Consider the following 17,485-nt stretch of genomic DNA (forward strand, 5'->3'; position numbering starts at 1 on the left):
CTGCGAAGCCGTAAGGCGAAGTATAGGGGCTGACACCTGCCCGGTGCTGGAAGGTTAAGGAGAGGGGTTAGCGTAAGCGAAGCTCTGAACTGAAGCCCCAGTAAACGGCGGCCGTAACTATAACGGTCCTAAGGTAGCGAAATTCCTTGTCGGGTAAGTTCCGACCCGCACGAAAGGTGTAACGATTTGGGCACTGTCTCAACCAGAGACTCGGTGAAATTATAGTACCTGTGAAGATGCAGGTTACCCGCGACAGGACGGAAAGACCCCGTGGAGCTTTACTGTAGCCTGATATTGAATTTTGGTACAGTTTGTACAGGATAGGCGGGAGCCATTGAAACCGGAGCGCTAGCTTCGGTGGAGGCGCTGGTGGGATACCGCCCTGACTGTATTGAAATTCTAACCTACGGGTCTTATCGACCCGGGAGACAGTGTCAGGTGGGCAGTTTGACTGGGGCGGTCGCCTCCTAAAGTGTAACGGAGGCGCCCAAAGGTTCCCTCAGAATGGTTGGAAATCATTCGTAGAGTGCAAAGGCATAAGGGAGCTTGACTGCGAGACCTACAAGTCGAGCAGGGACGAAAGTCGGGCTTAGTGATCCGGTGGTTCCGCATGGAAGGGCCATCGCTCAACGGATAAAAGCTACCCCGGGGATAACAGGCTTATCTCCCCCAAGAGTCCACATCGACGGGGAGGTTTGGCACCTCGATGTCGGCTCATCGCATCCTGGGGCTGTAGTCGGTCCCAAGGGTTGGGCTGTTCGCCCATTAAAGCGGTACGCGAGCTGGGTTCAGAACGTCGTGAGACAGTTCGGTCCCTATCCGTCGTGGGCGCAGGAAATTTGAGAGGAGCTGTCCTTAGTACGAGAGGACCGGGATGGACGCACCGCTGGTGTACCAGTTGTTCTGCCAAGGGCATAGCTGGGTAGCTATGTGCGGAAGGGATAAGTGCTGAAAGCATCTAAGCATGAAGCCCCCCTCAAGATGAGATTTCCCATAGCGTAAGCTAGTAAGATCCCTGAAAGATGATCAGGTTGATAGGTTCGAGGTGGAAGCATGGTGACATGTGGAGCTGACGAATACTAATAGATCGAGGACTTAACCATATAATATGAAGCAAATGTTATCTAGTTTTGAAGGAATATACCTTCAATAGTTTGGTGATGATGGCAGAGAGGTCACACCCGTTCCCATACCGAACACGGAAGTTAAGCTCTCTAGCGCCGATGGTAGTTGGGACCTTGTCCCTGTGAGAGTAGGACGTCGCCAAGCAAGATAAAAACACAAGTCTTTTGACTTGTGTTTTTTTGTTTTTAAACAGTACACGAAAGAAGTAAAGGGAATACATAAGTAATACAAACACGTTGCCCAAGAATAAATCATATTATATAAGAAATTGATGTATATTTTCCGGAAATTTGTTAAGGAATAGAGGTATATAATATGTTTACTTAAAAAGGGAGGAAAGATTATGAAATTACCAAGTGAAATTTGCATCGTTTGTGAGACAAAAAGAGGAGAAGGAATATATGTATATAATAATTTAATATGTTATGAGTGCGAAAGAAATCTGGTGAATACTGAAACAAATGACCCGAAGTATATACATTATTTAACACAACTGCGAAAATTAGAAGTATCATATTTTTAAATAGGCATTATGCCTATTATTTTTTTTGCCCTAATATCTGTATAATAGATACAGAATGAATAATAAGGAAGAGATGTATATGAATCAAAATCGTATGCCTTTATATGAGGCGTTAATGGAATTTAAAGAAAGGCGACTACTATCTTTTCATGTTCCGGGTCATAAGAATGGTTTAAACTTCCCTAAGAAAGCTTCAGGGGGGTTTAAGGACATATTATCGATTGATGTAACAGAGTTAACAGGATTAGATGATTTACATAGTCCGTTTGAATGTATAGATGAAGCACAGCAATTATTAGCTGAAGTATATGGCGTGCACAAAAGTTATTTTTTAATTAATGGTTCAACAGTTGGAAATTTAGCAATGATTTTATCTTGCTGCGGCGAACATGATATTGTCCTCGTACAAAGAAATTGTCATAAATCAATCATTAATGGTTTGAAATTAGCAGGGGCGAATCCGGTCTTTTTAAACCCATGGATTGATGAAGTACATAACGTACCAGTAGGTGTTCATGATGACATTATTAAGGAGGCAATTACAAAGTATCCAAATGCAAAAGCACTTATTTTAACACATCCTAATTACTATGGTATGGGAATTGATTTAGAGGCAAGTATTGCTTACGCACATGCACATAAAATTCCTGTTCTAGTAGATGAAGCCCATGGGGCACATTTTTGTATAGGGGACCCCTTCCCGAAGTCAGCATTAGTTTATGGTGCGGATATTGTGGTTCATTCCGCACATAAAACATTACCTGCGATGACAATGGGATCTTATTTACATATAAATAGCCGTTTAGTGAGCGAAGAAAAAGTTTCCGCCTATTTAAGTATGCTACAATCTAGTAGCCCATCGTATCCAATTATGGCTTCTCTTGATATAGCACGTTTTGCAATAGCAGTTATAAAGGAAGAGGGTCATGATGAAATTGTTGAGTTTTTACGCCGATTTAAAGAAGGATTGCGATCTATCCCACAAATAGCCATCTTGCAATATCCATCGCAAGATGAATTAAAGGTTACAGTGCAAACTCGCTGTCAGTTATCGGGGTATGAATTACAGTCTGTATTTGAAAAGGTCGGTATATATACGGAAATGGCAGATCCATATAACGTCCTATTTATATTACCGTTACAAGTAAATGAGGGGTATATGAAAGCTATAGAGATAATTCGAGTAGCTTTGCAGCAATATAAGGTAAAAGACAAGACAGCATCAATTCGTTATACTTATAAAGGGGAAATTTCCCCTTTACCGTATACGTATAAACAATTAGAGAGATACGAAACGAAGTTAGTATCTCCTCTAGAAGAAGCCGTTGGTATGATAGCGGCAGAAATGGTGATTCCGTATCCACCTGGAATTCCATTGATCATGTATGGAGAGAGAATTACTCAAGAACATACAAAGCAAATTACTCATTTAGAGAAAACAGGGGCTCGTTTTCAAGGTAGTACGAAATATATGACCGTGTATGATATAGAAAGTAGGTTTTAGGATGAAGGGATTATTTGTAACAATTGAGGGGCCAGAAGGTTCGGGTAAAACAACATTAATTAAAAGTTTATTACCATATTTTGAGCAAAAGGCACAAAAGGTAATGGCGACCAGGGAACCGGGTGGTATTGCAATTTCTGAAGATATTAGAACAATTTTACATAAACAAGAGTATACGATGATGGAGGCACGTACAGAGGCGCTCTTATATGCTGCTGCACGTAGACAACATTTAGTGGAAAAAGTTATGCCGGCACTTGAGGAAAACTATCTTGTACTATGTGATCGTTTTATAGATAGCTCTTTAGCGTATCAAGGGTATGCAAGAGGCTTAGGTATGGATAAAGTATTTGAAATTAATCGTTTCGCAACGGAAGATTGTATGCCTAGTTTAACAATCTATTTAGATATTGAGCCAGAGGTAGGTTTAGCACGAATTGAAAAAGATGCAGGACGTGAAGTAAATCGACTAGACATGGAAGATATCTCTTTCCATAAACGTGTGCGTGAAGGGTATTTACAAGTTGTAGAGCGTTTTTCTAATCGCATTGTATTAGTAAATGCTGATCAACCAATGAAAAAACTTATAGAAGAAGTTGTTCAGATTATAGAAGATAAATTGTTATAATAGAAGGAAAGAATGAAATAAGTGAGGTATGCAGTATGATAAATACGTGGGAGCAGCTTTCTGCTATACAGCCCATCGGTGTCAAAATGTTGATGAATAGCATTGCAAAAGAGCGTATATCCCACGCTTACTTGTTAGAGGGAGGGAAAGGGACTGGGAAGTTCGCCACAGCAATTCAAATGGCAAAAAGTTTCCTCTGTTCACAAAGAAATGGTGTAGAGCCTTGTCATGTATGTACGAATTGTCGCCGAATTGATTCAGGTAACTACCCAAACTTACATATTGTAAAACCAGATGGATTATCTATTAAAAAACAGCAAATTCACGATTTACAAGAAGAGTTTTCAAAAACAGGATTAGAAGCAAATAAAAAAGTATATATTATTGAGCATGCAGATCGTATGACAGCAAATGCAGCGAATACGCTTTTAAAGTTTTTAGAAGAACCAAGTAGTGATACAACAGCTATTTTACTTACTGAACAAAGTCATCAGATTTTAAATACAATTTTATCTCGTTGTCAAGTTGTTACATTTAGACCGTTGCCTACAAAATCTTTAATTAAGAGATTAGAGGAAGAGGGTATTACAGTTTCTTTATCTACACTTGCTGCGCAGCTTACAAACAGTTTTGAAGAAGCTTTATTAATGTGTAATGATGAATGGTTTGCACAAGCGAGAGCTTTAGTGATAAAATTATGTGAAGCGCTCGAAAAAGATAAGGCCTCTATTTTTTTTGTACAAGAAAAATGGGGGAAGCACTTTGGAGAGAAAGAACAATTACAGCAAGGCTTAGATATGTTACTCCTTATTTATAAGGATTTATTATATGTTCAACTTGGAGAAGAAGATCGTCTTGTTTTTCATGAGCAGAAAGAGATGTTTGAATCCTTTTCTTATGCTCAGAAGCGCATTGTATCAGCTCTCTTTAATATATTAGAGGCAAAAAATAGAATCAACGCTAATGTAAATGCGCAGCTTGTGTTCGAACAGTTAGTGTTGCGGTTGCAGGAGGGATGACCGTTTTGTATGATGTAGTAGGTGTTCGCTTTAAGAAGGCCGGAAAGGTATATTACTTTGATCCAAATCAGTTCGATATCTCAGAAAATGAGTTTGTAATTGTAGAAACGGTAAGAGGTATTGAATACGGAAAAGTAGTTATTACCAAAAAGCAAGTTGATGAAAACGACGTTGTATTACCGCTTAAAAAAGTTATTCGTATTGCAAATGAAAATGATCGTACCATTGTTGAAGAGAATAGGCATGCTGCGAAAGAAGCATATCAAGTTTGTCAACAAAAGGTAGGAGAACATAATCTTGATATGAAGCTTGTAGATGTAGAGTATACGTTCGATCGTAATAAGATTATTTTTTACTTTACTGCGGATGGTCGGATTGATTTCCGGGAACTAGTGAAAGACTTAGCGGCAATTTTTAGGACAAGAATTGAGCTGAGGCAGATAGGTGTTCGTGACGAAGCAAAAATGCTTGGTGGTATTGGTCCATGTGGTCGTATGCTTTGTTGTTCTACTTTCTTAGGAGATTTTGAACCTGTATCCATTAAAATGGCAAAGGATCAAAATTTATCATTAAATCCTGCAAAAATCTCTGGTTTATGTGGTCGCTTAATGTGTTGCTTAAAATATGAGAATGATGAATATGAGGCAGCAAAGGAACAACTTCCTGATTTAGATCAACGTATACAAACACCGCAAGGTACTGGCCGTGTTATCGGATTAAATATTTTAGAAAGATTAATTCAAGTGGAACTAGTAGACAAGGAACGGATAGTAGAATATACGTTAGATGAATTAATTAATAAAGGGGTCGTTTCGAGTCAAACCACAGATTAATGAGGTGGGTGCTTGTGGAGAAAAAGGATATTTTTGCATCGGTTTCTAGTATGGAAGAGCAAATTGGACATTTATACAAACAGTTGGGAGAATTAAAACAACATCTTGCAGAATTATTGGAAGAAAACCAACATATAAAAATGGAAAATGAAAATTTGCGACATCGTTTTGAAGAAGTGCAGAACAAGGAAAAACAAAAAACTCAAAAACGCAAAGAAATGAAGGCGAAGACAGATATTGGTGAAGGCTACGATAACCTAGCGAGACTATATCAAGAAGGTTTTCATATTTGCAATCTACATTATGGAAGTGTACGTAAAGAGGGAGATTGTTTATTCTGTCTGTCATTTTTAAATAAAAAGTGAGATTACCTTTCCAATATAATTGGAAAGGTAATTTTTTATACATGAGGGTAGAATGAAATTTATTTTTACATTAATAGCGGATGAAATAGGGTAGGTTAAGTGTAAGAAAGGGAGCAATATATGAATTTATATGAAGATGAGCGTTTAGATTACTTATTAGCGCAAGATATGAAGATTGTACAAAGTCCATCAGTATTTAATTTTTCTTTGGATGCCGTTTTACTTGCAGATTTTGCTTGGGTGCCAATTCAAAAAGGTAATTTACTTGATTTGTGTACAGGTAACGCAGTTATCCCTCTTTTATTAAGTACAAGGACAAAAGGGAAAATTACAGGTGTAGAAATTCAAGAGCGCTTATATGATATGGGAATAAGAAGCGTTCAATACAATAATTTAGAAGAAAGAATTCATTTAATCCATGGAGATTTGAAAGATATGCCGGAGAAACTTGGACGGCATCAATATGATGTTGTAACATGTAATCCTCCCTATTTTCAAACACCACAAACTTCTGAGAAGAATATCAATGAACATTTAGCGATAGCTCGTCATGAAATTATGTGCACATTAGAGGATGTTGTATATGCAAGTAGCCAGTTAGTGAAACAGGGTGGGAAAGTAGCATTTGTACATCGTCCAGGTCGTTTACTCGACATCGTCACATTAATGCGTAAATACAAAATCGAACCGAAACGTGTGCGATTTGTTTATCCTAAGGCTGGTAAAGAAGCGAATACATTGTTAATTGAAGGAATTAAGGATGGGAATGCAGATTTAAAAATCTTACCACCTCTTTTTGTATATGAAGAAAACAACGAATATACAAAGGAGCTTCGTTCAATTTTATATGGAGAAGAATAAGCATTGTTTTTATGTGGTGGAGTGTTCTGATGGAAGTTATTATGCTGGATATACAAATCATATAGAAAAACGGATTCAGACCCATAATAGTGGAAAAGGTGCTAGATATACCCGCGCTAGGCTTCCAGTTGGTTTAAAATATGTAGAGGATCATGAGGATAAACGAACGGCTATGCAAGCTGAATATCACTTTAAACAGTTAACGAGGAAACAAAAAGAAGAATATATGCAAAAAGGAGAACGCTATGTGGCAGCAAAAAAGCTTTCAGCAAAATGAAAAGGGAGTTTTATATTTAGTACCGACTCCAATTGGAAATTTAGAGGATATGACATTTCGTGCAATCCGAATTTTAAAAGAGGCAGACATTATTGCTGCGGAAGATACAAGGCAAACGAAGAAACTTTGTAATTACTTTGAAATTGAAACACCAGTTATGAGTTATCATGAGCATAATAAAGGAGTAAGTGGACGGAAAATTTTAGATAAGTTAGAAGAAGGTAAGACTGTAGCCATTGTGAGCGATGCTGGTATGCCATGTATTTCAGATCCTGGTTATGATATCGTTGTAGAGGCTGTAGCAGAACAATATCATGTTATTCCGCTTCCTGGGGCAAATGCGGCTCTTACAGCATTAATTGCATCAGGACTTGAGACAAAACATTTTTATTTCTATGGTTTCCTGCAAAGAAATAAAAAGGGACGTAAGCTTGAATTAGAAAAACTACGCTATATTCCAACTACAATGATGTTTTACGAGGCACCGCATCGTTTAGATGACACTTTAATCTCTATGCAAGAAGTATTAGGAAATAGGGAAATCGTATTATGTCGTGAGCTAACGAAAAAATTTGAAGAGTTTATTCGTGGAACAATTGAAGAAGCGATTGAGTGGACGAAGCAAAATGAAGTTCGTGGGGAGTTTTGTATTTTAGTAGCAGGTTCAACAGAAGAACCTACTCAAGAAGAACAATGGTGGGAAGCTATTTCAGTATATAATCATATTGAACATTATATAAATGAAAAAGGTATGAATTCAAAAGAAGCGATTAAAACAGTTGCTAAAGACCGAGATTTGTCGAAACGTGATGTATATCAAATCTATCATGTTGATAAAAAATAAGCTTCTCATAATTGAGAAGCTTATTTTGCTGTTTCGATATAATCTTGAAGTTCGTTTAAGACCTGTTCAGCGCCTTCTTTACTTAAGATAATTTTACCTTCAGCTAAAGATAGGTTACCATCAGATACTTCACCAGTTACTTGGCAAGTCATGTTTGGTTTATATTTCTTTAAGATGATTTTTTCTTCATCCACGTAGATTTCAAGAGCATCCTTTTCTGCAATACCTAAAGTACGGCGTAATTCGATTGGAATTACTACACGACCTAATTCATCAACTTTACGAACGATACCAGTAGATTTCATAATTCTTTTCCTCCTAAATAAATAGTTTATAAGTTTCGAGTCTATTTTTTTGATTCGTCATTTTTCGACAAAATACCCTATGGACATATGATACCAATCATTTACATTTCCGTCAATTCTTAAATTCTATATTTTTAAAAAAGATTTATAGATTTTTATACTTCTTATATATAATAGAATGTGAGTCATTTCTATAATTGTTTCGTATTATTTTTTATAATATTTATACTTTTCAAAAAAATATTGTATATTTTTTTTGAATATGAGTAATAGATGATAAAGATATCGAGCATTAACTCGTTTTTATATGTGAGTTTTTGATATACTGTTTATAAATACATATGAGGTTATTCGGGAGGTCCAAAACGATGAAAGAGGAAAATAAGTCCTTTTATATTACTACCCCAATTTATTATCCAAGTGGAAAGTTACACATTGGACATGCTTATACGACAGTAGCAGGAGATGCGATGGCACGATATAAGCGTATGCAAGGATACAATGTTCATTATTTAACAGGAACTGATGAGCATGGACAGAAGATCCAAAAGAAAGCAGAAGAACTAAATGTTACACCACAAGCATATGTGGATAACATTGTATCAGGGATTAAAGAACTTTGGGAGAAGGTGGATATCTCTTATGATGATTTTATTCGTACAACTGAAGATCGTCATAAAGATGTTGTTGAGAAAATCTTCAAGCAGCTAGTAGATCAAGGTGATATTTATCTTGATGAATATGAAGGTTGGTATTCTGTACAAGATGAAACATTCTATACAGCGCATCAATTAGTAGATCCAATTATGGAAGGTGACAAAGTAGTTGGTGGGAAAAGCCCAGATAGTGGTCACGCTGTAGAACTTGTTCGCGAAGAATCGTATTTCTTTAGAATGGGTAAATATGTAGACCGACTATTAAAGTTCTATGAAGATAACCCTCATTTCATTCAGCCGGAGTCCCGTAAAAATGAAATGATTAATAACTTCATTAAACCAGGATTAGAAGATTTAGCTGTTTCTCGTACTTCATTTGACTGGGGAGTTCGTGTTCCAGGTAACCCAAAACACGTTATTTACGTATGGGTAGATGCGTTGTCTAATTACATTACTGCATTAGGATATGGAACAGAAAATGAAGAGAAGTATAAAAAATTCTGGCCAGCAGATGTCCATTTAGTTGGGAAAGAAATCGTTCGTTTCCATACAATTTATTGGCCAATTATTTTAATGGCTTTAGATTTACCACTTCCGAAGAAAGTCTTTGCTCATGGCTGGATTTTAATGAAGGATGGAAAAATGAGTAAGTCAAAAGGAAACGTAGTAGATCCAGTTACACTAATTGATCGTTACGGATTAGATGCATTGCGTTACTACTTACTTCGCGAAGTTCCATTTGGATCTGATGGAGTATTCACACCAGAAGGATTTGTTGAACGAATCAACTTTGATTTAGCGAATGATTTAGGGAACTTATTAAATCGTACAGTAGCTATGATTGATAAATACTTTAATGGGGAAATCCCTGCATTTAAAGCAAATGTAACTGAGTTCGATGAAACGCTAGTGACATTTGCCAAAGATACATTGAAAAAAGTAGAAGAGGCAATGGAGAATATGGAGTTCTCTGTAGCGTTAAGTTCCATTTGGCAATTAGTTAGCCGTACGAACAAATATATTGATGAAACGCAGCCATGGGTATTAGCGAAGGATGAGAATGATCGTGAAAAACTTGCGTCTGTAATGGCCCACTTAGCTGAGGTACTTCGTCAAACAGGTATTATGCTTATGCCATTCCTAACAGTAGCACCAAGTAAGATGTTTGCTCAACTTGGGCTTACTGAAGAGGCGCATAAATCTTGGGAAAGCCTATCTACAATTGGATGTATTCCAGCTGGAACAAAAGTAGAAAAAGGAAACCCTATTTTCCCTCGTTTGGAAATGGAAGTAGAAGTGGGGTATATTAAAGAACAAATGCAAGGTTCTGCTCCTAAAGTAGAAGAGAAAAAAGCAGAAGAACCAAAGGCAGAAGAAATTACAATTGATGATTTCTTTAAAGTAGAATTACGAGTAGCTGAAGTAATATCTGCTGAACCTGTGAAAAAAGCAGATAAGTTGTTAAAAATTCAGCTTGATTTAGGTACAGAGAAGCGTCAAGTGGTTTCTGGGATTGCTAAATTCTATTCCCCAGAAGAACTAAAAGGTAAAAAGGTTATTTGTGTAACGAATTTAAAACCTGTAAAATTACGTGGTGAATTATCACAAGGTATGATTTTAGCAGGTGAAGAGAATGGCGTATTGTCATTAGCATCAATTGACCAAAATTTACCAAGTGGTACAAAAATCAAGTAATTGAGACAAGAAAAGAGATGTTTCACGTGTAACATTGGTGAAGCGTCTTTTTTCTTTTTACATTCCCTTTTTTTGCATTAAAATTGTAGTATTGTTATCGTTAAGTTAGAAAGAGCGTAGTTTTCTATGAGAGAATTGATTTCAATATAAAAGGAGCTATTTATTATGTTGTTTGATACACATTCACATTTAAATGCAGAGCAATTTGAAGAAGATTTACAAGAAGTTATCGCGAGGATGAAAGAAGCGGGAGTTACCTATACAGTTGTTGTTGGATTTGATGAAGTAACGATAAAGAAAGCAATTGAATTAGCAGAGGCTTATGATTTTATTTACGCTGCAGTTGGATGGCATCCCGTTGATGCAATCGACATGAATGAAGAACATTTAGCTTGGTTAGAAGAATTAGCTGCTCACCCTAAAGTAGTTGCCATTGGAGAAATGGGATTAGATTATCACTGGGATAAGTCTCCAAAAGAAATACAGAAGGAAGTATTCCGTAAACAAATTGCATTAGCAAAAAAGGTGAAATTACCGATTATTATACATAACCGCGATGCAACTCAAGATATTGTTGATATCCTAGAGGAAGAGAATGCAGCTGAAGTAGGAGGCATTATGCATTGCTTTAGCGGTAGTGTAGAAGTAGCGCAGCGATGTGTCGATATGAACTTTTTAATTTCATTAGGTGGGCCAGTAACATTTAAAAATGCCAAGAAACCGAAAGAAGTTGCTATGGAGATTCCGTTAGAAAAATTATTGATAGAGACAGATTGTCCATATTTAACACCACACCCATTTCGAGGGAAACGAAATGAACCGAGTTATGTAAAACTGGTAGCAGAAGAAATTGCGAATTTAAAAGGAATTTCTTATGAGGAAGTAGCACAAACAACAACAAAGAATGCCAAAGCCTTATTTGGTGTTGAATAAAAAAGAATGGGGAGTCCCATTCTTTTTTTGTTTTTTGAGAAGAGAGATAATAGAAATGATAAGAACCCACTATTTACTCATAACATAAGTGTAGAAATATTGCGGATAAATTAAGATAGAGATAGAAGTGTTACAATAAGGGGAGTGAACAAAGATTTTTCTCTTCTACTTTTTAAAATGTAAGATTGGGAAAATAATAATGGAAAAGTCGTCATTTTTTTGTTTTACTAAGTAGAGATGAAACGAGTGTGGAGGCAAGCATGAAAATTAAAGAGATTATCGTTGTAGAAGGTAAAGATGATACAGTTGCGATTAAACGTGCTGTTGATGGAGATACAATCGAAACGAACGGTTCAGCAATCGGTGATCATGTTATTGAGCGAGTGAAATTAGCGCAGCAAAAACGAGGCGTTATTATTTTCACAGATCCAGATTATCCTGGAGAGCGTATTCGAAAGATTATTTCTGACAAGGTTCCTGGATGTAAGCATGCTTTTTTACCGAAGGAAGAAGCACTTGCGAAAAGGAAGAAAGGCGTTGGAATCGAACATGCTTCTAATGAGTCGATTCGCCGTGCTTTAGAGAATATACATGAAGAAATGGAAGCTTACACAAGTGAAATTAGTTGGAGTGACCTAGTCGATGCGGGCTTAGTGGGCGGAGAAATGGCAAAGAGTCGCAGAGAAAGAGTGGGTAAGCTATTAAAGATTGGTTATACAAATGCAAAACAGTTACATAAACGTTTACAAATGTTTCAAGTTTCAAAGGAATCATTTGCAGAAGCTTATAAGCAAGTAATACAGGAGGAAAAAAAATGAAGGATATCGCAACACCAAATCGTACGAAAGACATTGTTGAAAAGTATGGATTTTCATTCAAAAAAAGTTTAGGACAAAATTTTTTAATTGATACAAATGTATTAAATCGTATCGTTGATCACGCAGAAATCGGTTCAGAAAGTGGCGCAATTGAAATTGGACCAGGTATCGGTGCGTTAACAGAGCAATTGGCGAAGCGTGCTAAAAAAGTAGTGGCTTTTGAAATTGATCAGAGATTATTACCAATTTTAGACGAGACGTTAGCTCCATATAGCAACGTTACAGTTATAAATAAAGATGTACTAAAAGCAGATGTACATGAAGTGTTTAGTGAGCAATTTGAAGAAGGGCAAGATGTAATGGTAGTAGCTAACTTACCATACTATATTACAACGCCAATCTTATTTAAATTGCTTGAAGAAAAATTACCGGTTCGCGGTTTTGTTGTTATGATGCAAAAAGAAGTTGGGGATCGTTTAGCTGCTAAACCAGGAACGAAAGAGTATGGTTCTTTATCAATTGCCATTCAGTATTATACAGAGGTAGAAACAGTTATGACTGTACCGCGTACAGTGTTTGTGCCACAACCAAATGTTGATTCTGCGATTATCCGTCTTCTAAAGCGTCCTAAACCAGTTGTAGAAGTGACAGATGAAACTTTCTTCTTTGAAGTAGTACGAGCAAGTTTCGCACAGCGTCGTAAAACTTTAATGAATAACTTATCAAATAATTTAAATGGTTTCCCGAAAGATAAAGAGCTGTTGGATCGAATTTTAACAGAGGTAGGAATTGATCCGAAGCGAAGAGGCGAAACGCTATCTATCGAAGAGTTTGCAACATTAAGTAATGCATTAATTCTTCATAAATTGTCATAAGAATATGAAAGGGACAGTTCAACTTGAACTGTCCCTTTTGTCACCTTTCCTTTCCTAAATTCATACTTTAAAAACAGGTAAGATGGCCTAACGAGTTTGGAGGTAGGAGAATGGCTTTACATGTTGGAGAATTAGTTGAACGATATTCTCATAATAGGGATATTCTTTTTCGTATTATAGAAATAAAAGGCGATATGGCAATATTATTTGGAGAGGAAATTAGACTTGTGGCGGATGCACCACTTGCAGATTTAGTTAGTATAGATCAACGAGAACATAAAAATAGAGTGAAGCGTGAAAAAGAAACGATGGAGCGTACTTACCGGTTGTTTCAGCAAGATTACGTGTTGATGAAACAAAGACATGAACATAATTCAACTGGTGGATATACAAGTGAAGTGAATTATTTTCAAATGCCAGGGCGTGTATTGCATATAGATGGAGATCCTTTATATTTGCGCAAGTGCTTAGATTTATATAATAAAATAGGCGTTCCTGTTCAAGGTATTCATTGTAAGGAAACGGAGATGCATGAAAAGGTAGTAGACTTAATAGATCATTTTCGCCCAGACATTTTAGTTATTACAGGACATGATGCATATACAAAGTCAAAAGGAGTTATGGGAGATTTAGCAGCATATAGACATTCTAGACATTTTGTACAGGCTGTTCGAGAAGTGCGGAAAAAGTATCCATCATTAGATCAACTCGTTATTTTTGCTGGGGCTTGTCAATCACACTTTGAGGCGTTGATTCGAGCAGGTGCTAATTTTGCTAGTTCACCGTCTAGAATTAATATTCATGCTCTAGATCCGGTATATGTAGTTGGCAAAGTTAGTTTCACCTCATTTATGGAAAGAGTCAATGTATGGGACGTTGTGCGTAATACAATTACTGGTGAAAAGGGACTAGGAGGAATTGAAACAAGAGGGATTTTACGAACGGGATTACCCTTTCAACATTATGATGAATGAGCAAGGTACATACGTATCTTGCTTTTTTATGTGGAAATGATTTAAATGAATCTGGATAAAAAGCGACAAGAATGTGCAGACTATACAATGATACTTGTACAATATAGTATTTCTTCTATCTATTCGAACGCATGATGCTTTTATAATGATATTGTCTGTAAATTGCGGTTAATAATTGGGATAGATATATCGTGTTTTAAGTGTTCAATCTAAATTACAGCGAGGTGTAGCAAGGTATATGTCAAAACGTTTAGATGAAATTAAAAGCGAATTAGATCACCATCTTGGACAGCGACTTGTGTTAAAGGCAAATAGCGGAAGAAGAAAAACAGTGGAGCAATCGGGTGTACTTGCAGAAACGTATCGTTCTGTGTTTGTTGTCCAGTTAGATCAGCAAGAAGATGCATTGCAACGTGTATCTTATAGTTATGCAGATGTTTTAACAGAGACAGTAGAGTTAACATTTTACGATGAACCTCATAATGAAGCATTTTATAATTAATGTGTTACTTGTTACATATATTCCCACAAATGAAAAGCTATATTATTTTGCATACTAATTATACCGTAGCAAAATAAGGAGGGACTCTGCATTGAGTAGACGAAGAGGAGTCATGTCAAATCAATTTAAAGAAGAGCTTGCAAAAGAGCTTGGCTTTTATGATGTTGTTCAGAAAGAAGGATGGGGCGGAATTCGTGCGAAAGATGCTGGTAATATGGTGAAACGTGCTATAGAAATTGCAGAACAGCAATTAATGAAGCAAAACCAGTAGTTGTAAGATACTTTCTATGCTGCGGTAGCCGAGGAGAGATTCCTCGGCTTTTTGCACGCTAAAAGGTGCCATCATTTGACATAAGTAGTTTCATTCTGAATGCTTTTCGTTATAATTAGGGAAGTTTCATCGTCTTACTATAAATTTATGGTAAAATAAACGATAAAAGATTGAGTACATAGAGTGGGTGAATAGATTGAAGCTACTAGTGAAAGCACCAGCAAAGATTAATCTGTCGTTAGATGTACTGGGAAAAAGACAAGATGGATATCATGAAGTGAAAATGATTATGACAACAATCGACTTAGCAGATCGTTTAGAGCTAATGGAATTAGCAGAAGACCGTATTGAAATTTTGTCCCATAATCGGTATGTCCCAGACGACCAACGCAACTTAGCTTATCAAGCAGCGAAATTATTAAAAGAGAAGTTTAATGTGAAAAAAGGTGTATCTATTACTATTGAAAAAACGATTCCAGTAGCAGCTGGATTAGCAGGTGGAAGTAGTGATGCAGCAGCGACATTACGCGGCCTTAATAAGTTATGGGATTTAGGGCTTACAATTAAGGAATTAGCAGAGCTTGGCGCAGAAATTGGATCAGATGTATCGTTCTGTGTATATGGCGGAACTGCAATTGCCACTGGAAGAGGAGAAAAAATTGAACATATAAAGACTCCACCTTCTTGTTGGGTTATTTTAGCAAAGCCCCACATCGGTGTATCTACTGCTGATGTGTATGGAAATTTAAAATTAAATCGTGTTACACATCCAAATGTAGATAAAATGGTTGAAGTTATTAATGACGGGGACTATAAAGGAATTTGTGATACTGTTGGCAACATTTTAGAAGATGTGACGTTTGTGATGCATCCTGAGGTTGCACGTATTAAGGCGCAGATGAAACGATTCGGTGCGGATGCCGTATTAATGAGTGGAAGTGGCCCCACTGTATTTGGTCTTGTACACCATGATTCGCGAATGCATCGTATATATAACGGTTTAAAAGGATTTTGCGAACAAGTATATGCAGTTCGTTTATTAGGAGAGCGAGAAACGCTTGAATAAAGACGTATAATACGTTATGATTTGTTTAGAATATTCGTGATTTGAGGTGAGAGTATGAAAATTAGACGAAGTACAAGATTGGTCGATCTGACTTATTACTTGCTACAAAATCCTCGTCAGCTAGTTTCCCTCACTTTTTTTGCTGAAAGGTATCAATCGGCTAAATCTTCCATTAGTGAAGATCTAGTTATTATTAAGCAAACGTTTGAACAACAAGGGGTCGGCACATTGCAAACGATACCAGGAGCAGCAGGAGGAGTGAAATATATTCCCTATATAAGTGAAGAAGAGGCGAATCTGATTATTAATGAGCTTTGTAGCTTATTTGAAAAACCAGACCGTATTTTGCCTGGCGGTTACTTATATATGACGGATCTTTTAAGTAATCCTCGCCAAATTAATGGTGCAGGTCGTTTATTTGCTTCTGTTTTTGCTAGGCAACCAATTGATGCGGTTATGACGGTAGCGACAAAAGGAATTCCGCTTGCTTATGCAGTAGCGAACTACTTAGATGTACCGGTAGTAATTGCGAGAAAAGATAATAAGGTAACAGAAGGACCCACTGTTAGTATTAACTATGTATCAGGTTCCTCTAAGCGAATCCAAACGATGACTTTAGCAAAGCGTAGCCTTCCAGAAGGATCCAATGTTTTAATTATTGATGACTTTATGAAAGCTGGCGGAACCATTCAAGGCATGATGAGCATGCTAGAAGAGTTTAAAGCTAATGTTGTTGGAATTGGCGTATTAGTAGAGTCTACGGATATTGAAGAAAGACTTATTAATAACTTTGTATCATTAATTCGTCTGTCAGAAGTTGATGTGAAAGAAAAAGCGATTCAAGTGGAAAAGGGAAATTATTCACTTGCACCATTTGATAAAGGGCTTGTAGAGGCTGAGTAAAAAGGTAAAGCAGATAGCTTTACCTTTTTTTATTCCTATTTATAAATTACAAAATAGATGGACAAACTGCCTTTGGTACACTATTTTTAAAGAGTAAAAATAAATAATAAAAGGGTGAAAAGTATGAAAGTTGTTCAAACAAGCAAAGCACCACAGGCAATCGGACCATATTCACAAGGGATTATTGTAAATAATATGTTCTATAGTTCAGGACAAATTCCATTAACGGCAAGTGGAGAACTTGTAACAGGAGATGTAACAGTACAAACAGAGCAAGTATTTGAAAATTTACAAGCGGTATTAGCAGAAGCGGGTGCTTCATTTGATACAGTGGTAAAAACAACAGTATTCTTAAAGGATATGGATGATTTTAATGCTGTTAATGAAGTATACGGTTCTTATTTCTCTACTCATAAACCAGCGCGTTCTTGTGTACAAGTAGCAAAATTACCGAAAGATGTTTCTGTTGAAATCGAAGTAATTGCCCTAGTTAAGTAACTCTTTGTAA

The 17,485-nt window shown here is 36.8% G+C and carries 20 protein-coding genes and 2 rRNA genes (1 of these 22 only partly in view); 21 read left to right on the top strand and 1 reads right to left on the bottom strand.

Annotated features, from left to right (window positions below; genetic code table 11):
• The 11 genes from MHI07_RS00165 to rsmI all read left to right on the top strand — a co-directional run.
• Window positions 1-1,103 (top strand): 23S ribosomal RNA (locus MHI07_RS00165) (it extends 1,819 nt beyond the left edge of the window).
• Between the two features lie 50 nt (window positions 1,104-1,153).
• Window positions 1,154-1,269 (top strand): 5S ribosomal RNA (gene rrf / locus MHI07_RS00170).
• Between the two features lie 199 nt (window positions 1,270-1,468).
• Window positions 1,469-1,648: a sigma factor G inhibitor Gin gene (locus MHI07_RS00175; protein ID WP_002159645.1), complete on the top strand. Its 180-nt coding sequence runs from the start codon at window positions 1,469-1,471 to the stop codon at window positions 1,646-1,648.
• 79 nt (window positions 1,649-1,727) lie between these two features.
• Entirely contained in the window at window positions 1,728-3,152 is a 1,425-nt protein-coding gene (locus MHI07_RS00180; protein ID WP_340821394.1) for an aminotransferase class I/II-fold pyridoxal phosphate-dependent enzyme, read from the top strand.
• A 1-nt stretch (window position 3,153) separates the two neighbouring features.
• Complete coding sequence (tmk, locus tag MHI07_RS00185) at window positions 3,154-3,780, top strand: dTMP kinase (RefSeq protein ID WP_002107283.1); 627 nt, start codon at window positions 3,154-3,156, stop codon at window positions 3,778-3,780.
• A gap of 35 nt (window positions 3,781-3,815) precedes the next feature.
• Window positions 3,816-4,799, top strand: coding sequence for a DNA polymerase III subunit delta' (gene holB, locus MHI07_RS00190; RefSeq protein WP_002159641.1), 984 nt, complete (start codon window positions 3,816-3,818; stop codon window positions 4,797-4,799).
• Window positions 4,800-4,804: 5 nt separating this feature from the next.
• On the top strand, window positions 4,805-5,632 hold the full coding sequence (locus MHI07_RS00195) for a PSP1 domain-containing protein (protein ID WP_002144546.1): 828 nt from the start codon (window positions 4,805-4,807) through the stop codon (window positions 5,630-5,632).
• A gap of 14 nt (window positions 5,633-5,646) precedes the next feature.
• Window positions 5,647-5,997 (top strand): DNA replication initiation control protein YabA, encoded by a 351-nt coding sequence (yabA, locus tag MHI07_RS00200; protein WP_002009639.1) that lies wholly within the window; start codon window positions 5,647-5,649, stop codon window positions 5,995-5,997.
• 120 nt (window positions 5,998-6,117) lie between these two features.
• Window positions 6,118-6,858 carry a tRNA1(Val) (adenine(37)-N6)-methyltransferase gene (locus tag MHI07_RS00205; protein WP_016106811.1) on the top strand — a complete coding sequence of 247 codons (741 nt, stop codon included), beginning with the start codon at window positions 6,118-6,120 and terminating at the stop codon, window positions 6,856-6,858.
• Window positions 6,845-7,135 (top strand): GIY-YIG nuclease family protein, encoded by a 291-nt coding sequence (locus tag MHI07_RS00210; protein ID WP_002107287.1) that lies wholly within the window; start codon window positions 6,845-6,847, stop codon window positions 7,133-7,135. Before MHI07_RS00205 ends, MHI07_RS00210 begins: the two co-directional genes overlap by 14 nt.
• Complete coding sequence (gene rsmI, locus MHI07_RS00215) at window positions 7,104-7,979, top strand: 16S rRNA (cytidine(1402)-2'-O)-methyltransferase (protein WP_002159640.1); 876 nt, start codon at window positions 7,104-7,106, stop codon at window positions 7,977-7,979. Before MHI07_RS00210 ends, rsmI begins: the two co-directional genes overlap by 32 nt.
• 20 nt (window positions 7,980-7,999) lie before the next feature.
• On the opposite strand, the gene MHI07_RS00220 is transcribed toward rsmI, so the two are convergent.
• Window positions 8,000-8,284 (bottom strand): AbrB/MazE/SpoVT family DNA-binding domain-containing protein, encoded by a 285-nt coding sequence (locus MHI07_RS00220; protein WP_002063374.1) that lies wholly within the window; start codon window positions 8,282-8,284, stop codon window positions 8,000-8,002.
• Window positions 8,285-8,652: 368 nt separating this feature from the next.
• Between MHI07_RS00220 and metG the strand changes: the two genes are divergently transcribed.
• The 10 genes from metG to MHI07_RS00270 all read left to right on the top strand — a co-directional run bounded on the left by metG (window position 8,653) and on the right by MHI07_RS00270 (window position 17,475).
• Window positions 8,653-10,635, top strand: coding sequence for a methionine--tRNA ligase (gene metG, locus MHI07_RS00225; RefSeq protein WP_445661743.1), 1,983 nt, complete (start codon window positions 8,653-8,655; stop codon window positions 10,633-10,635).
• A gap of 165 nt (window positions 10,636-10,800) precedes the next feature.
• Window positions 10,801-11,568 carry a TatD family hydrolase gene (locus MHI07_RS00230; RefSeq protein WP_002159638.1) on the top strand — a complete coding sequence of 256 codons (768 nt, stop codon included), beginning with the start codon at window positions 10,801-10,803 and terminating at the stop codon, window positions 11,566-11,568.
• 260 nt (window positions 11,569-11,828) lie between these two features.
• Entirely contained in the window at window positions 11,829-12,386 is a 558-nt protein-coding gene (gene rnmV, locus MHI07_RS00235) for a ribonuclease M5 (RefSeq protein WP_002159637.1), read from the top strand.
• Window positions 12,383-13,261, top strand: a complete 879-nt coding sequence (rsmA, locus tag MHI07_RS00240; RefSeq protein ID WP_002091590.1) for a 16S rRNA (adenine(1518)-N(6)/adenine(1519)-N(6))-dimethyltransferase RsmA — start codon at window positions 12,383-12,385, stop codon at window positions 13,259-13,261. Before rnmV ends, rsmA begins: the two co-directional genes overlap by 4 nt.
• Before the next feature lie 110 nt (window positions 13,262-13,371).
• The gene (gene yabG, locus MHI07_RS00245; RefSeq protein WP_002107293.1) at window positions 13,372-14,235 is read left to right on the top strand and encodes a sporulation peptidase YabG; all 864 of its coding nucleotides are present in this window, start codon (window positions 13,372-13,374) and stop codon (window positions 14,233-14,235) included.
• Window positions 14,236-14,473: 238 nt separating this feature from the next.
• Window positions 14,474-14,737 carry a biofilm formation stimulator Veg gene (gene veg, locus MHI07_RS00250; RefSeq protein ID WP_002107294.1) on the top strand — a complete coding sequence of 88 codons (264 nt, stop codon included), beginning with the start codon at window positions 14,474-14,476 and terminating at the stop codon, window positions 14,735-14,737.
• A 91-nt stretch (window positions 14,738-14,828) separates the two neighbouring features.
• A complete protein-coding gene (gene sspF / locus MHI07_RS00255) occupies window positions 14,829-15,008 on the top strand; it encodes an acid-soluble spore protein SspF (RefSeq protein WP_001985066.1) in 180 nt (59 codons plus the stop codon).
• A gap of 196 nt (window positions 15,009-15,204) precedes the next feature.
• Complete coding sequence (gene ispE / locus MHI07_RS00260) at window positions 15,205-16,074, top strand: 4-(cytidine 5'-diphospho)-2-C-methyl-D-erythritol kinase (protein WP_131232837.1); 870 nt, start codon at window positions 15,205-15,207, stop codon at window positions 16,072-16,074.
• 54 nt (window positions 16,075-16,128) lie between these two features.
• On the top strand, window positions 16,129-16,977 hold the full coding sequence (gene purR, locus MHI07_RS00265) for a pur operon repressor (RefSeq protein WP_002159635.1): 849 nt from the start codon (window positions 16,129-16,131) through the stop codon (window positions 16,975-16,977).
• A 123-nt stretch (window positions 16,978-17,100) separates the two neighbouring features.
• Entirely contained in the window at window positions 17,101-17,475 is a 375-nt protein-coding gene (locus tag MHI07_RS00270) for a RidA family protein (RefSeq protein ID WP_000869819.1), read from the top strand.
• Window positions 17,476-17,485 lie beyond the last annotated feature (10 nt).

It is taken from the genome of Bacillus sp. FSL H8-0545, assembly GCF_038006105.1.
Lineage (GTDB): Bacteria > Bacillota > Bacilli > Bacillales > Bacillaceae_G > Bacillus_A > Bacillus_A cereus_U.

Excerpts from the sequence above, each read along its gene's own strand:
- MHI07_RS00270 (WP_000869819.1), top strand. The coding sequence starts at position 17,101 with ATGAAAGTTGTTCAAACAAGCAAAGCACCACAGGCAATCGGACCATAT.
- MHI07_RS00220 (WP_002063374.1), bottom strand. The coding sequence starts at position 8,284 with ATGAAATCTACTGGTATCGTTCGTAAAGTTGATGAATTAGGTCGTGTA.
- rsmA (WP_002091590.1), top strand. The coding sequence starts at position 12,383 with ATGAAGGATATCGCAACACCAAATCGTACGAAAGACATTGTTGAAAAG.
- purR (WP_002159635.1), top strand. The coding sequence starts at position 16,129 with ATGAAAATTAGACGAAGTACAAGATTGGTCGATCTGACTTATTACTTG.
- tmk (WP_002107283.1), top strand. The coding sequence starts at position 3,154 with ATGAAGGGATTATTTGTAACAATTGAGGGGCCAGAAGGTTCGGGTAAA.
- rnmV (WP_002159637.1), top strand. The coding sequence starts at position 11,829 with ATGAAAATTAAAGAGATTATCGTTGTAGAAGGTAAAGATGATACAGTT.
- metG (WP_445661743.1), top strand. The coding sequence starts at position 8,653 with ATGAAAGAGGAAAATAAGTCCTTTTATATTACTACCCCAATTTATTAT.
- MHI07_RS00230 (WP_002159638.1), top strand. The coding sequence starts at position 10,801 with ATGTTGTTTGATACACATTCACATTTAAATGCAGAGCAATTTGAAGAA.
- MHI07_RS00210 (WP_002107287.1), top strand. The coding sequence starts at position 6,845 with ATGGAGAAGAATAAGCATTGTTTTTATGTGGTGGAGTGTTCTGATGGA.
- holB (WP_002159641.1), top strand. The coding sequence starts at position 3,816 with ATGATAAATACGTGGGAGCAGCTTTCTGCTATACAGCCCATCGGTGTC.
- MHI07_RS00180 (WP_340821394.1), top strand. The coding sequence starts at position 1,728 with ATGAATCAAAATCGTATGCCTTTATATGAGGCGTTAATGGAATTTAAA.
- MHI07_RS00205 (WP_016106811.1), top strand. The coding sequence starts at position 6,118 with ATGAATTTATATGAAGATGAGCGTTTAGATTACTTATTAGCGCAAGAT.
- veg (WP_002107294.1), top strand. The coding sequence starts at position 14,474 with ATGTCAAAACGTTTAGATGAAATTAAAAGCGAATTAGATCACCATCTT.
- rsmI (WP_002159640.1), top strand. The coding sequence starts at position 7,104 with ATGTGGCAGCAAAAAAGCTTTCAGCAAAATGAAAAGGGAGTTTTATAT.
- MHI07_RS00175 (WP_002159645.1), top strand. The coding sequence starts at position 1,469 with ATGAAATTACCAAGTGAAATTTGCATCGTTTGTGAGACAAAAAGAGGA.
- yabG (WP_002107293.1), top strand. The coding sequence starts at position 13,372 with ATGGCTTTACATGTTGGAGAATTAGTTGAACGATATTCTCATAATAGG.